Raw genomic sequence first — 14,829 nt, 5'->3', positions numbered from 1 at the left:
GTACACCTAGGGCCTGCAGCTGCCCGATCTGCTCCTCGCTGAGCTTGTCCCGCCTCGCCTTCTGGTTGTTCAGCCAGGTGCCCAGTGACGTCCCGTCCTCCTTGTGCGTGCGCGGCACCTTCGCGTGTCCCTCCCGCTCGACGAACGCGGCCAGCGCGGCCAGGCCCTGCGCGAACCGGTCGGCCCGCGACACCTTCGGCTTCGCCGCGGCGGCGGCCCGCGCGGCCGCCAGCTCCTGGTCCTCCTCGATGCCGACCGCTGCCAGCAGGTCCTGCTGCTCCTGGTGGAGCTCGGCCCAGCCAGCCCGCTGCGCCCGCACCCACCGCCCGAGCTGCTCGCCCTCGAACGTCGTCTCCAGCGGCAGCTGCGCCCAGTCGACCCGGCCGTCGGACTCCAGCCACCACTGCCGCGCCACGGCGTAGCTGCGCTGCCAGGTGATCGGCCAGGCGGGGCACCACCACGGGTCGATCTCCTCCAGCGCGGCCCGCCGCTCCGCATCCAGCGCGCCCGGCTCGCCCTCAGGCACCTCGGCCGCCGCCCGCAGCCCGGCCAGCCAGCCCCCGATCGCGTACCCGCCGATCGCCGCCCGCGCCGGCGCCGCAAGCGAGCCGCCGTGCTCCTTCTGTGAAGTTGCATGACGGTGTCGCGGTGGGTTGCAACGGTTTGTCGTTCCGGCGTACGGGTTGATACCTGGTCAGGGGTGGTGTCGGTAGGGCCGGCGTCATTGTGGTGCGGTTTCCGGCGTCATGCTGGTGACGTTTCCGCTGGTCGGCGTCGTGCGGTTTCCCATGCGCCGGAGGTTGTCCGGCTTTTACCAGAAGGTCCGTTTCTGCGTCAGTGGAACGCGGTTTTCGACGTCATCGTGGTGCGGTTGCTGTCTTCATGGAAGGGCGGGAAGGGCCTGGCTGTGCCGGGCCCGGTGACAGGGCTGGGAGGTGGCGGGCGGTGGCGGGTGGTCTCGACGGAGCTGACGGGGCACTGCCGCTTGGTGGGTCGGCGGTGGTGCGGGAGCAGGTGGTGACGCGGCTTCTGTCTCTGGAGGAACGGGGTCTGCTGACACCCGATCGTGTGCGCCTTGCGGCGGGTTCGGCGGGTCGGTCGGTGAGGACGGTGCAGCGGTGGCTCCAGACGGCTCGTCAGGAGGGCCGCAGCACGCCAAGGCCCAGGCGGCGGTTCGTGGTGACGGAGGAGCTCCACGCGCGGTTGGCTCTGTGGGGAGGGAACGCGGCGGCGGTCCACCGGGAGCTGGCCGCGCAGGCCCGCGCGGACGCGGACCGCGGCAAGGACGGGGGAGTGGAGGTGTTGTCCCGCACGGACGCTGACGTGTCCGCCGGCGGGGACGGGGGAGTGGGTGTGCCGTCGCTGGCGACGCTGCAGCGGGCGGTGCGGCGGGACCTGAACGCCGGTCAGCGGGCCGCGCTCAAGGGCGGTGAGCTCTCCCGCCGGTCGCACGATGTGCATCTGGCTCGCCCGCCGAAGTGGCGCAACGCCTGCTGGGAGGGTGACCACAAGCACCTGCCCATCGACGTCGAGCTGGACGGGGAGCTGGTGCGGCCGTGGGTGACGTGGTTCATCGACTGTGCGAGGAACGCCATCACCGGTGCGGCCGTCACCCCGCATCAGCCTTCCAGGGACGCGGTGTTGGCCGCGCTGCGGATCGCCTTGTCACGGGACGAGCCGGGCGGTCCCTACGGCCCGATCGGGGGATTGCCGGAACTGGTGCGGGTCGACCGCGGCAAGGAGTTCTTGTGTGCCACGGTCACCCGGGCGCTCGGCGCGCTCGCGGTCCCGGTGCAGGACCTCCCGGCGCGTCGGCCGGAGTTGAAGGGCACGGTGGAGAACCTCAACCACTGCGTCGTCGACATGTTCCTGGTCGCGCAGCCCGGCTACCTCCATGCCCCCACCAGTACCACCCGCCCGCGCTCCCGCAAGAGTGACCCGGCCGATGTGCTGCCGTTCACCGAGTTCACCGAGCGGCTCCTGACATGGGTGTCCTGGTGGAACACCGAGCACCGTGTGCAGCCGCTCGGCGGCCGCACACCGCTCGAAGCCTGGCAGGACGACCCCACCCCGATCGAAGACGTCCCACCCGGCCTGCTGTGGTCCTTCACCCTCGAAGACGACGGCCGTACCAGAGTGCTGACCACCAAAGGCGTTCACTGGCGCGGCCGCTACTACGTCGGCCCCTGGATGCACGGAATGGACGACACCCGCGTACGGGTGCGCTTCATCCCGCACCACGACCACGAGATCGAGGTGTTCGACGCCGCCACCGGCACCCACCTCGGCTCCGCCCACCTCGCCAACGCCGCCACCCCCGCACAGCGAGCCGCGCTGCGCCGGGCCAAGGCCGCCGAGCGCAGAAAGATGGCCCGGGCGCTGGCCGCCTCCGACCGCCAGCGCCGACAGCTGGGGCGCTACGGCGCCGTCACCACACCGGAGCGGCCGCAGCCGCTGGCGGCACTGACCAGTGCCGAGGCCGCCCAGCAGCTCGCCCGTACCGGTGAGCGGGACCTGGCGGACCGGGCGCTGCCGGACCTGATCCCGCCCAGGGAGCCTCCCGCCTCCTGGGTGCGCCCGATCCCCCTCCAGCCGACCACAGCACCGAATACCGACAGCAGCCCGGGCCCCGGTGGCAACAGCGCGGACCCCGCACCGCCACGACCCTGAGCCCGATGCCCAGTGAAAGGACCGATGCGATGAGCACCACAGGCCGTCTGGGCCGTCTGCCGGCCGAACGCGAGGACCACTACATGCGCCTGGCCGGCGCGCAGATCGTCGGCACCCGAGCACTCCTCGCAGCGCGCGAGAACATCCGCGCCGCGATTGACGCGAAGGCGATGATCTGTATCTACGGCCCGACCGGGCACGGCAAGTCGTTCGCGGTCAACGCCTCCCTGCGTGAGCTCGCCCCCACCTTGACCCACCGCATCCAGTTCCGCGCCCGCCCCTCCACCCGCGACCTGCGCCACGAACTGTTCCACGCCCTCGGCCTGCACGGCCGCCCGCCCGCCCACGCGATCGAGTTCGACCGCACGCTGCGCGGCGCCCTGGAAGAACGCCGCGTGCTGGTGTGCGACGAGGCGCAGTGGCTGTCGAAACTCTGTTTCGAATATCTGCGCTACTTGTGGGACGACACCGGTACCGACCTGACGATCATCTTCACCGGCGGCAACGGCTGCTTCGAGATGCTCCAGAGCGAGCCGATGCTCGAATCCCGCGTCTACGCCTGGCAGGAGATCGACCCGATGCCCTTGGACGAGGTCCTCACCGTCATCCCCGCTTTCCACCCGATCTGGGCCAAGGCCGACAAGGAGCTGATCGCCCTGTGCGACCGCGAGGCCGCCCACGGCAACTTCCGTGCCTGGGCGAAGATCACCCACCACCTCACCGTCGGCATGAAGGACTCCAAACGCGCCACCGTCGACGAGGACCTGCTGCGCTGGGCCTACAGCAAGCTCCGCCACCGCCGGGCCGCCTGACCATGCCGACCCGCCCTGATCTACCGCCGGTCACCATCGTGCTGGACCCCCACGACGACCTGCCCCACACCCGCACCGCCCAAGCTGCCCACAACCCCGCAACGGGCCAGGCCACCGTCCACCCCACCATCGGCACCGACTCCACCATCTGCCTGGCCTACGACATCCTCGCCGCCCTCGGCAAACCCGTCCCCCTCACCGGCTACCCCCGACTCGACCCGCAGCCGCCCTGGGCGATCGCCGCCGCCTGGATCCTCGCCACCCCCATCACCCACCTCACCGTGCTGCGCGCCCACCTGCTCACCCGCCGCCGCATCACCGACCTGCTCACGCTGCGCGAGCGCACCGGCCTGCACCTGGCCCTGGTCTGCCATCGTCGCCGACCCACCCTCACCCTTGAACAAGTACTACAGGCAACCCACCACCGCATCGCCGAAGCCGCCGCCCACCTCCCCGGCACCGACCACGACAACTTGTCCCACCTCCGCCCCCGCCCGCGCGGCCCTCTCCACGACCGATGGCTCAACCTGCCGGCCCTGACCACCCTGTGCGCCATCGACGGCCCCCAGCGCCGCTGCCGCTGCACCCCGCCGCTCGCCCACGACCGCGGCTTCCACCCACCGCAGATGCCCCCGGCCACCGCTACCGAGGTCGCCCGCCGCCTGCACACGGCAACCGCCCACCCCCACCTCGCGGCGGCCCTGGCCACCGCGGTCTTCACCGCCGCCTCCGACACCCAACTCGCCACCGCCCTCCCCACCGACCTCACCCACGGCGCGGCCACCATCGCCCTGCACGACCCCGACGGCCTGCGCTTCGGCTGCGCCACCCACCCGGTGCCGCCCTGGGCACGCCCCCTGCTTCTCGCCGCCTCCTACCAGCATGCGATCGCCGCAGGCGGAGACACCCCGCTGTTCGACGCCCCCTTCGCCAACACCGGCCTGCCCCACCCGACCGACCTCGCCGAAGCCAGCAAACTGCGCCCGCCCCAGCCGCCCAGAAACCGCCCACGCTCTCGTCGCGTCGGCCAGAACCACCCGACGGAGAAGACCATCTGGCCGCTCAGCAACGCCCACTACCGCTTCCCCTGGGCCGTGATGGAGGACATGCGCGGCTGCCCACCCCCACCCGCCCGGCGCAGATAGTCACACCCGCCCTGGACAGCTCATAGCCCCTTCACGATCTCGCTGTACGTCATCTTCACCCGCCTTGTTGCGCACGCGGTCGCGGTCGGCCTTCGCCGCTGGTCTGGTGGAACCCACCGTGTGGGACCGCGCGCCCTCGTGTCGCGACGTGTGGAGGGAGCGATTCCTATCTGGCTGAGCAGTCGATTCGGCTTCGCGGGTGAAGGCGTCCTCGTCCGGGTGACCGTGTTGCTCCGGTCGCGGGGCATGTCGTCGGTGGCCGTTCTTAGGGTGCGTGTCATGACAAAATTCGTTATCGAAACAGCCGCCCATGCGATGCGGCACGCCGATCCGAAGACCGCCGTACTGGCGGGCCAGGCCGCTTTGTTGCTGAAGGAGTTCAACGAGTCGGCCATGGTTGGTCCCAACCTGGATCCGGCCGACCTGGCGGAGGCGTTCGACGGCGTCATCGCGGTGGTGGAGCGGCTGCCGAATGCCCTGTGTCATCTCAGCGGCCATCTCTTGAGCGTCCAACGACGGGGAGTCCTCGTCGACCCCCAGGGCCGGGACACGGATGAACTGGCTGAGCGGGTCCGCCAGCGGTGTCACGGCGGAGGCGCTGCCGCCGATGGCCGTCCGGCTCCGGGAGGCGCGTGCGCTGGTGGCCGGTCTTATGGCGAGCCGACCACTGGTCGGCGGCGGTCTGGGGTGAAAGACTCGACGAACTGCTGGAAGCGTGGGGCGAGCCGTGGGGCCGCGCGACCTGGTTCGCCTTCGGACGCCTCGGACGCCAGCACGCAGCCCGCGAGCCAGGCCCTGTGTGCCTGTGGTTGATCAGATCGGCGCCGCATACCGCGGGGTGCGGTGTACGACCTTGGTGGTGCCGACAGGGCTGGTGTACAGGCTGGTTCGGTCGCCGTACTCACCGAGTTGGGTGGCCTCGTCGGTCTTGTAGGCCAGGGCGTCGTTGACGCCGAGGGCGCGCAGGGCGATCAGCACGCGCCGGACGTCGGCTTCGTCGGTGCGGTCGGCGGTGTAGACGATCACCGGTCGACGGGTGGGGTCACCGTCGAAGGGGTTGCCGAGGGTGGCGACCTTGGCACCCGGGCCGAGCTTCCCCTCCTCTACTGCTCGCTTGACGAGCCACCAGCCTGCGTCCAGAGCCCGGACGGGCAGGAACCAGAGCCACTTCCCGTGCGGGGTGACGGGCGCCTCGTGGTACGGAAAGGGCGCGCCGGGGGCAGCGGCCCACAGCCAGGGCGCATTGGTCGTGGTCGAAGGGGTGGGCAGGCGCCCGCACTGGCCCGTTCGAGTGGCGTGTCCATGCACACACGCACTCTATGTCGTCAAGAGTGTCTCCTTTGAGCGATCTTGTGCGCGTGGCGCTGAAGGAATGCGATGACGTGCAGCTCCGGCGGGAGCAGGCCCTGACCGCGTGCTGCATGGCGGCTGCGGCGGAGGCGGACCCCCAGCTGCAGCCCGCGCGCCGGGCGGCGATGCTGATGGACTGCCTGTCCGTGCTGCGAGCAGCACACCCCGCAGCCGACGCCGCGCAGCTGGGGATGGGCGAGTTCCGCCGTGCGCTGCGCTGTCCGCTCGCACCGCTCCTGCCCACCCCAAGTGAATCGGGCGACCGCTTCGGTGAGCTGTGCCTGCTCGACGGGGACGGCCTGGCCCGCGACGCGCTGCAGGACCTGTACCGCGAGCACCTGGTCCCGCAGGCGGCGCTGGAACGGCATTGGCCGTGGGCGCGGGTGAGGGCAGAGCAGGAGGAACGGCGCCTGTACGAGGTCCTGCGGCGCCTAGAGCCGCAGGAGTACCGGCGTGCGCGCGCCCTGCTGGCCGAGAGCCCAGCCGGGCCGGTGCGGGTGCTGCGCAGAGCCTGGGACCAGCTGTGGATGCGGTTCGACTTCTTCGAGGCGATCAGCGACTGGCCATGGTGCCACCTGGACGGCTGGTGGTACCCGTGCCCGAAATGCCGGTGGCCGATGAGAGTTGTGCGCCGCGGCGCCGAGGTCGAGGTGCGGTGCGAAGCGCACCGCCCGCGAGGGGTGCACTACCGCGTGGGCCTGGAGCCGCCCGCCGCAGGGACAGCACCGTTCCTGGTCGGCACGGGCCGCCAGTCCGACCCGGTGGTCGGCCTGCCTGCCAGCTCGGAACACCTGGCGCTCAGCCGCCCGGTATGGCGGTACGGAGTGCTGCCGACCCTGCTCGAGATCGAACTGCGCAACCAACTGCAGGGGCTGGCGTACGTGCAGGTAGAGATGTGGCCGGGCGAGCTGCGCCCTGACGAGTACGACCTGAAGATCACGATCACGCTGCCGGGCCGACGCCCGAAGCACCTGCGCGTGGACGCCAAGGCGTGGGAGTCGGTCGAGGGCCTGGCGCGGGCGCTGCTCGAACGCGAGCCGAAGCCGTACCCGCTGATCATCCTTCTGCCCGACCACCAGGGCCACGAGGTGGAGTTCCTCAAGGCGCGGCTCGCCGGGCGAAGGATCACAGTGACCACACTCACGCGCCTGGTCATGCGCATCAAGAAGACCTCTGGGGGTGCGCGGTGAGGCCGGAGGAGTGGAAGCTGCGGATGCTGGCGGTGGCGTTCCCGCTGGCACTGGCCGACGAGTACTTCGGGTTCCGTAACGCCCAGGGGCAGCGGATCGTCCCGTTGGACCAGGCGCACGTGTTCGCCGCCGCACGGACCGACCTGTGGGAGCGCTGGCCCCAAGTACCGCGCCGGGTGCGGGAAATGGTCGGCGACTACTGGCACGCGCGGCCAGGCGACGTGGCCGGCCGAAGCGCGTTCTACGGGATGGTGCGCTACTACGCGTCCTCGCCTGACGGCCTGTACCGGCTGCCGGAGGACGTCGAGCCGCGCGAGGCCACGTACGTGGTCGTGGCGCACACGCAGAAGCCGCTGCGGTTGGCAAGGGGACTGCTGCGCGAAGCCGAGGAGCTGTACTACGGCAACCGCGGGCCGCAGCCGGTGGCGACGGCGGGGAAGTGGAGCTTCGGCGGCGACTCCTCGGTGGTGACGATCCCAGATGGGGAGGGAGAGGCCGGCGTCGCCCCACTGCGGCTGCGAACCACCCCCTACCGCCGCGAGGTGGCGCTCTCGCACCGCCAGGTGCTGCGGCTGGCGCAGCGGCAGTCGGCCGCGAACGGTCGTAACCGCTGGAAGCCCGCACTGATGGCCCGCTTCTTCGACCGACTGCTGGACACCGATGACCGCAAAGTTGAGCGGCTGCGGATGCCCGCGGGCAAGGTCACGGTCCTCAACGCCCCGACCGGTGTCGGCAAGAGCGTCCTGCTCAACGCAGCCGCCCCGCTGCTGGCCCGCCAGGGCAAGGGCCCGGTCGCGGTGGTCGTCGGCCAGATCCACGAGAGCCTGAGTAACACCGAGCGCATGCGCGAGGCCGACGACGAGCTCGCCCAACACGCACAAGCCGAACGCCAGCGCCAGGACGACGACCTCGTCCGGCAGACCGCCGCAGACCTCGCCGCTGCCAACCCCACCTTGAAGATCGTGCCCCTGGTCTCCGGCTACCGTCTGGCCGAGCAGGCAGAGCGGGCCCTGGCCCAGGGCCGAGAGGACCGCTTCGAGGAACTGGCCTACGGCTGCGACCTTTCCGCATGGTCGATCGACGGCCCGCCGGTGCGGCGCAGCGCCGAGCCCTGCCTGTCCCTGCGGCCGGCCAGCGTCGCGGGCGGTCAGGAGGAGCCGAGCCCCGGCCACGCCTGCCCGCGCCTGGGCATCTGCGGCAAGTACGCCCTGATCCGCGCGGCCATGGACGCCGACATCATCGTCACCAACCACCACAACCTGCTGCGCGGATCCGTACCGGTGCCGGTGGAGACCGACAAGGGCGCGCTGCGCCGCATCAGCGTCCTGGAATTCCTGCTGCGCCTGTGCACGGTGCTGCTGATCGACGAGGTCGACCACCTGCAGAGCAGCTGGTGCGACCTGGGCTCGGACGTGTTCACCCTGGCCAGCCGCGCTTGGGGCGGGTCCTCCTTGCTGTCAGAGGTCGACCACCAGCGTGAGGCCCTGGACGCCGCCAGCGACCGGCGCCTGGTCAACGCCCTGTTCAAGGCGCGCGGTCTGGGCGAGCAGTTCCTGAACTACGTCCTGGAGGACGAGCTGTGGCTGGAGACCGACGACCAGGATGATGGGCGCCCCAACTCCGACTGGCACGTGCCCGGTGTCTGGGACCGGTGGCTGCTCGACAAGCTTCTGCACGTGGATGTCACCGAGCCGGTCGACCGCGACGTCCACCAGGAGTTCCGTGCGATCTTCCCCGACCGGGACAAGAAGGCCACACCCCCACCGCGCTACGCCAAGCTGGCTGAGCTGCTCGACAAGGCCGTCAGCCGCGACGCTAGCCACGACGCCCTGCCCTCGGTGAAGACGCGGATCGACAAGGAACTCGGGAAGCTGATGATCCCCGAGCACCAGCGCCGCGAGGTCACCAACGCCCTGCTGGTGCGCTCCTGGCTCGGCTGCCTGCACAAGGCCCTGGTCCACCTCAAGGCCGTCCTCGCCGGCCTTGAAAAGGGCGAGCAACTGACGGCCGGACGGGAACTGGCCAGCGCCCTAGGAACGTTCACCCTCAACCCCGCACTGCCGTACGGGCCGCTGGGTTACCAGCTGTTCGGATTCAAGATCGAGAAGAACCAGCGCGGAGGCGGCCGCCTGTCCGTGCAGACCCTCGGCGGCGACCCGCACACCAGCACCGTCCAGCTCGGCGGCACCATCGCCCTGGCCACCGCCGGCGTCGAGCGCAGCGTCCTCGCCCTGTCCGCGACTGCGTACTTCCCGCGAGCCGCCAAAGAGCACCTGCACACCAGACCCGCCTACGTGATGACCGACGCGACCCCCGGCGCGGTCACCGCCAGGCCGGGCAACGTCTCCACCACCACCGACGCGTGGAACCCCGTTGCCATCGGCGGCCAGGAGGAGTCCACCAAACCCGCCCGACTCCTGGAGCTGGGCGCCTTGTTGTGGCGGGACCGCCTGTCCGAACACCTACGGGACATGGAGATCCACGAACCCGACCGCGCCCGCGCGATGGTGGTCTCCAACGCCTACAGCCAGGCCATGCTGCTCGCCACCGGCATCGCCTCCGCGATCCCCGACCCGTCCTGGGTCGCCGTGGTCATCCCCAAGACCGGACCGCCAGCAGGCGTGGCCCCACCGCCCGGCGTGGTCATGATCACCGTCGACCAACTCGAAGACCTGCCCTACACCCACCCCCACGTCAAGGTCGTCTGCGCGCCGCTGCGCCTGGTCGCCCGCGCCCTGAACATCCTCGTCCCCGGCACCGACCGCTCCGCCCTGGCCTCGGTATGGGTCGCCACCCGGCCAGCCGCCAACCTGCACACACCCGAGTCGATGTACGCCAGTATCGGCGCGGCCGGCATCGCCGCGGCCTGCCCAGGACCCGACCCCGCCCGCATGCTCGCGCTGCAGACCCGCGCCGCCCACGGCCGCCTCTACTGGCTCCTACGCAGCAGCCCGATGTTCTCCCGCCTCCCCAAGTTCCTCAAGACCGAGATCCTCGCCGGGATCCTCGTCGACATGATCCAGCTCGCCGGGCGCGCCCGCCGCGGCGGCACCCCTGTGCAGCTGTACCTCGTCGACAACGCCTTCTTCGCCACCCACTTCGGAACGGACTACCCGTCCCTGCTGCGCGCCTACTACGACGACCTGACCGAGCAGGAGCAGTACGAGCTGCGCCGTGCCTACGGCTCAACCCTCACCGCGTGGCTCGACCTCGCCCACTCCATCGACCAGCCCCACCTGGTCCACGTCCCCCTTCCCCGCGCCACCGCGGCCGAGTACGAAAGGCCCTGATGAGCACCCAGACCCGGCTGTCCCTACTGGCCTGCCACACCGACGAGAACCTCCTCGGCACCACCTTCCTCCACCCCCTGCCCGACAAGATCGACCGAGCCTGGCCAGCCCTGCGGGAGGAGTACCGCGGCATCACCGGTTCGACAGCCAACCTGCCCTATGCGGGCCTGCTCACGGTGCTGCGCGCCACCGGCTACACCTGCGCCGCCCTATACCCCACGAGCAAGACCGACCCGCCGAAATTCCTGGCCACCAGCCGCCCCATCGACCGCGACGACCTGCATGACGCGATCGTCCTGTGGGAGCAGGCCCTGCTGCAGACCGACGCCGACCGGTTCTCCTTCGCCTACCAGAGCGAGATCGCCGACCTCATCGCCGGTACCACCCCCGAGGAGACCTCGCTGTGGGAACACTTCACGCGCACCGGCGCCTGCATCGACGCACCCGGCTGGGCCTGGAGGGCGGCCAGCTGGGCCGCCGCGAACAAGCTGGCGGCCCACCCCTGGGAGATCGACGGCAAGACCGTCCGCTTCCGCCCCGACCTGGCCGGTTGCCTGCAGGTGTGGGACCCCGACCTGCTGTGGAGGAACACCTGGGGCGCCGCCTACGGCAACGACGACACCACCGAAGTCGCCGGCGAAGATGACCCGGAATGGAAGACCCGGATCCACTACGCCACCCTGCGCCTAGAGGTGGCCGCCAAGTCCCACCCCGGCCTGAACGTCCCAGTCGCGGCCGTCCAGCCCCGCGTCTCCCGCCTGAGCAACACCCTCAAGAGCGCCCGCACCGCCTGGTTCGCCCCCCGCGCCGCCGACGGCCCCCTGCTCAAACTGGCCTTGGGCGGCAGAGGCGAGCACACCCACGTGGACCACACCACCCGCTTGGCTCTGGACGCCTGGACCCGCCTGCACGGCGAGAACGTCTTCCCCCGCACCGAGGACGAGACCGAGTTCCTCGCCCCCAGCGCCTGCGACCTCAGCGGACAGCCCAGTGACCTGCGCGCCCTCATCCCCTTCTCCGGCACCTTCTCCCTGGGCAAGGGCGTAGGCATGTACACCAGCCGCGAACTCGCCCGCCACACCAGCACCGTGCTCAAGCAGCCCCTGCTGCGCGCCCTGCAGGTCGCCGGGCGACGCCCGTTCGGCAGCCGCCGCACCACCACCGAAGGCCGCGACAGCGTCCTGCTCGACGACCCCCGCCTGGGCGAGATCCTCATCGCCGCCAGCCGCGAACGCCTACGCTTCCTCGTCCTGTACCGCCACCAGAACGAGCGCACCCGCATGCAGCGCCTGCTCGCCTACCACTACAACCGCCCCGACCTGGCCACCACCGGCATGCCGGAGTACGAAGTAGTCCCGCTGACCGACCGCGTCGAGGCCTTCCTACAGCCTGCCGACGACCTGCTGCGCCACGGCGACCACCACCCGCAGCGTCCCGCCCTGGCCCGCCAACTCCAAGGGCTGGACGCCCCTGAAGGGACCCGACTGCTCGCCCTGTGCGAGACCGAGTACGACGCCAAAGCCTGGGCCCGCCAGCGCCGCGCCTCTCGTAAGACCGACGCCACCGTCGATGATCCCTACGAGCTCGATGCCAAGCCCCATGCCGTGCGCGAACTCGCCCGTCTCGATGCCCTCACCCAGTTCCTCACCCCCCACAAGCCCGGCCGCCGCAACCCGCGCAAGAAAGAACGCGAAATCACCACCGCCCTCGACCGGCTGGGCCGCGAACTCGAAGGCGACCACCGCGGCCACATGGCCATCGCCGACCTCCACCGCACCGCCGGCCTGGTTCACCCCCGCCTGACCGACGCTCTGGCCTGTGGCCCCCACGGCCTCAAGGAACCCCTCGTCCACGTCGGCCTGCACCTGCGCGAACAGCGCGGCCAACGCCGCGGCCCCGCAACCGAACAGCCCCGCCTCATCTGGACCCTCGTCGCACTCGTACCCCAGAGCGAAGGACTGTGGCACACCCTGGCCTTCCTGCCCAACGCCGATGCCCCCGGCGGAATCTGGCTCGACTACGCCACCGCCAACACCCTCCACCGCAGCCGCCGCCTGCCCGACGGGCGCCGCCGCGACGCGCAACTGCCCCGCTCCATCGACCGCGCCCTGTGGGAGCTCGGCACCTACGCCGGCACCGCGACCGGCTACAACCTCTACGTCTCCGGCGACGAAGCCCGCAGCATCTGGCCGCTGCTGGCCAACCGCCACCTGGGCCGCACCCCCGAACCCAACGGCATGCTGGACGGCCGACCCGCCCTGCCCGGCTTCACCCTCCCCGCCGACCAGCGCCCCCGGGCCGTCCTACGCGTCACCGCCGGCAGCGACCACGTCGCCTCGCCAGCCCTCATCGAAAACCTCGACTACACCGACGAGGACACCACCGAGACCAAAGAAGGCAAGCAAGCCACCGGCCTGTTCCTCATGGAAGGCACCACCAACACCTTCATCATGAGCAACCTGCCCCAGCAGTACACCGGCAGCTCCCGCCACGCACGCGCCGGCGAGAAGTACACGCGATGGGCCAGCACTTCCGCCGCGGAACAGGCAGAGACCTGGTACAGCCACACCGCGACAGAAATCAGCGTGCTCCACCTCCCCGACGGCCACGCACCACTCACCTACGGCCTGGCAGCCGCCCGCCTGTGCGACCATGCCCTGCACTGGAACCACCGCACTCGATACCCGGCCCCCATCCACCTCGGCATTCAGATGGACAAGGACCACTGGGAATACCGACGCACCGTTGACGCAGACCCCGAAGCCGAAGACTGAGCCACAGTTCGACAGCGGAACTTCGGGCCGCGCGGGCGGACCGGCCCGGGGCGGGCCTCTACCAGGCCACTCCCAGGGCCTCCAGCTGCCCGAGCTGCTCCGGGCTGAGCTTGCCGCGGCGTGCCTTCTGGTTGTTGAGCCAGGTGCCCAGTGATGTCCCGTCCTCCTTGTGTGAGCGGGGCACCTTAGCGTGGCCTTCCCGTTCGACGAACGCGGCCAGCGCCGCCAGGTGCTGCGTGAACCGGTCGGCGCGCGAGACCTTGGGCTTCGCCGCGGCCGCCGCCCGCGCGGCCGCCAGCTCGACGTCCTCGCCGATCCCGAGCGCCGCCAGCAGGTCCTGCTGCTCCTGGTCGAGTTCGGCCCACCCGGCCCGCTGCGCCCGCACCCACCGGCCGAGCTGCTCGCCCTCGAACGCGGTCTCCAGCGGCAGAGTGGCCCAGTCGACCCGGCCGTCCGACTCCAGCCACCACACCCTTGCCACTGAGTAGGTGCGCTGCCAGACGATCGGCCAGCGCGGCGCCCACCACGGGTCGATCTCCTCCAGCGCGGCCCGCCGCTGCGGGTCGAGCGCCCCCGGCTCGCCCTCGGGCACCTCGGCCGCCGCCCGAAGACCCGCCAGCCAGGCCCCGATCGCGTACCCGCCGACCGCCGCCCGCGCCGGCGCCGCCAGCGAGCTGCCGTGCTCCTTCGCCCACACCCGCGCCCAGTCCAGGCCGGCATCGAACCGCGCGTCCGAGACGGACCAGATCATGCCGAGCTGCTCCAGCATCTCCACCCGGTGGCGCGCCAATTCACCGTTCGCGAATTCCACACGCCTCTGCGTGAGCCATTCCCCGAGACGGAAATTCTCCTGCTCACCGACCCGCGCGGAATACGGAACATCGAGCCCGCCGGTCTCCTCGTACCAGCGCCTGCAATGCCCGATCCCCTCACGCCAGAACTGGCTCTCCCCGGTCAGGACCCGCGTGGCGATGAACAGCGCCAGGACGTCGTCGCCGGGCTTGCTCTGGAACCGGACCGGCAGCGAGAACGTGGGCGCCCCGCCCTCGCTCACACCCGGCGCGACCTCGGCCTCAGCGCTGCGCCCACCCGTGCGCTTGCCGGACTTCTGGGGCACGGCCAGGGCCTCGATCACCCGGGCGTCGTGGCTGCGGATGGCACTGAGGATCTTGACCAGCGGCCCGTACGATTCCGACTCCAGGATGTCTCCGGGTTCCTCACCGGGCTTGAGGAAGACCGGTACGATCAGGCTCGCGGTCTTTCCCTCTCCGGGCTTCATCCGAAGGGCCCGGCCGATGGCCTGGACGATATCCACCATGCTGCCCCTGCCCTGAAGCAGGACCGCGTCTGCATTCGGGATATCGACCCCTTCGCCCAGGACTTTGCAGTTCGAGAGCACGGCGTGTGCCAATCCCTCGTCCTCCTCCGCCGTTCCGAAGTCCCGAATGATCTCCTTACGGAAATCTACCTCATGCTCGCCGGAGAGCCACTGCGCCCAGAACTCCTCCGGGTATTTCGCGGGATTCTCGGCGTTCAGCCGGTCCACGGCCTGATTCAGCGTCTCCGAGAAGAAACGGGCCTCGATCGTGCGGTTGTGG

General features: G+C 70.7%; 10 protein-coding genes. 7 read left to right on the top strand and 3 right to left on the bottom strand.

Annotated features, from left to right (window positions below; translation table 11 throughout):
- Positions 1 to 526: helicase associated domain-containing protein (locus ACSMTC_RS39680; protein ID WP_436564981.1), on the bottom strand; the 526-nt coding region annotated here is incomplete at its 3' end.
- 491 nt (positions 527 to 1,017) lie between these two features.
- Here ACSMTC_RS39680 and ACSMTC_RS39675 point away from each other — a divergent pair.
- From ACSMTC_RS39675 to ACSMTC_RS39660, 4 genes are all read left to right on the top strand, one after another.
- Positions 1,018 to 2,670 (top strand): Mu transposase C-terminal domain-containing protein, encoded by a 1,653-nt coding sequence (locus ACSMTC_RS39675; RefSeq protein WP_436564980.1) that lies wholly within the window; start codon positions 1,018 to 1,020, stop codon positions 2,668 to 2,670.
- Positions 2,671 to 2,699: 29 nt separating this feature from the next.
- Positions 2,700 to 3,482 (top strand): AAA family ATPase, encoded by a 783-nt coding sequence (locus ACSMTC_RS39670; protein WP_436564979.1) that lies wholly within the window; start codon positions 2,700 to 2,702, stop codon positions 3,480 to 3,482.
- A 2-nt stretch (positions 3,483 to 3,484) separates the two neighbouring features.
- Positions 3,485 to 4,627 carry a hypothetical protein gene (locus tag ACSMTC_RS39665; protein WP_436564978.1) on the top strand — a complete coding sequence of 381 codons (1,143 nt, stop codon included), beginning with the start codon at positions 3,485 to 3,487 and terminating at the stop codon, positions 4,625 to 4,627.
- A gap of 279 nt (positions 4,628 to 4,906) precedes the next feature.
- Complete coding sequence (locus ACSMTC_RS39660) at positions 4,907 to 5,440, top strand: hypothetical protein (RefSeq protein WP_436564977.1); 534 nt, start codon at positions 4,907 to 4,909, stop codon at positions 5,438 to 5,440.
- Here the strand turns inward: ACSMTC_RS39660 and ACSMTC_RS39655 are convergent, their stop codons facing one another.
- Entirely contained in the window at positions 5,441 to 5,935 is a 495-nt protein-coding gene (locus ACSMTC_RS39655; protein WP_436564976.1) for a putative phosphothreonine lyase domain-containing protein, read from the bottom strand. It abuts the gene before it with no gap.
- Between the two features lie 50 nt (positions 5,936 to 5,985).
- Here ACSMTC_RS39655 and ACSMTC_RS39650 point away from each other — a divergent pair, with 50 nt between their 5' ends.
- From ACSMTC_RS39650 to ACSMTC_RS39640, 3 genes are read left to right on the top strand one after another with little or no spacing between them, the layout of a single operon-like run.
- Positions 5,986 to 7,167, top strand: a complete 1,182-nt coding sequence (locus ACSMTC_RS39650) for a restriction endonuclease-related protein (protein WP_436564975.1) — start codon at positions 5,986 to 5,988, stop codon at positions 7,165 to 7,167.
- Positions 7,164 to 10,457: a hypothetical protein gene (locus ACSMTC_RS39645; protein WP_436564974.1), complete on the top strand. Its 3,294-nt coding sequence runs from the start codon at positions 7,164 to 7,166 to the stop codon at positions 10,455 to 10,457. The genes ACSMTC_RS39650 and ACSMTC_RS39645 overlap by 4 nt, the downstream gene beginning before the upstream one ends.
- Positions 10,457 to 13,231 (top strand): RNaseH domain-containing protein, encoded by a 2,775-nt coding sequence (locus ACSMTC_RS39640; protein WP_436564973.1) that lies wholly within the window; start codon positions 10,457 to 10,459, stop codon positions 13,229 to 13,231. The genes ACSMTC_RS39645 and ACSMTC_RS39640 overlap by 1 nt, the downstream gene beginning before the upstream one ends.
- Before the next feature lie 58 nt (positions 13,232 to 13,289).
- Here ACSMTC_RS39640 and ACSMTC_RS39635 read toward each other — a convergent pair.
- On the bottom strand, positions 13,290 to 14,829 hold a 1,540-nt coding region (locus ACSMTC_RS39635; RefSeq protein ID WP_436564972.1), incomplete at its 5' end, for a helicase associated domain-containing protein.

The sequence above is a fragment of the Kitasatospora sp. HPM-01-4 genome (assembly GCF_051374625.1).
Lineage (GTDB): Bacteria > Actinomycetota > Actinomycetes > Streptomycetales > Streptomycetaceae > Kitasatospora.
Note: the sequence above shows the minus strand (reverse complement) of the source record. Positions and strands in the feature narration are given on the sequence as shown.

Bases quoted from the DNA above. Each gene is read 5' to 3' on its own strand.
- ACSMTC_RS39670 (WP_436564979.1), top strand. From the start codon at position 2,700: ATGAGCACCACAGGCCGTCTGGGCCGTCTGCCGGCCGAACGCGAGGAC.
- ACSMTC_RS39665 (WP_436564978.1), top strand. From the start codon at position 3,485: ATGCCGACCCGCCCTGATCTACCGCCGGTCACCATCGTGCTGGACCCC.
- ACSMTC_RS39660 (WP_436564977.1), top strand. From the start codon at position 4,907: ATGACAAAATTCGTTATCGAAACAGCCGCCCATGCGATGCGGCACGCC.
- ACSMTC_RS39640 (WP_436564973.1), top strand. From the start codon at position 10,457: ATGAGCACCCAGACCCGGCTGTCCCTACTGGCCTGCCACACCGACGAG.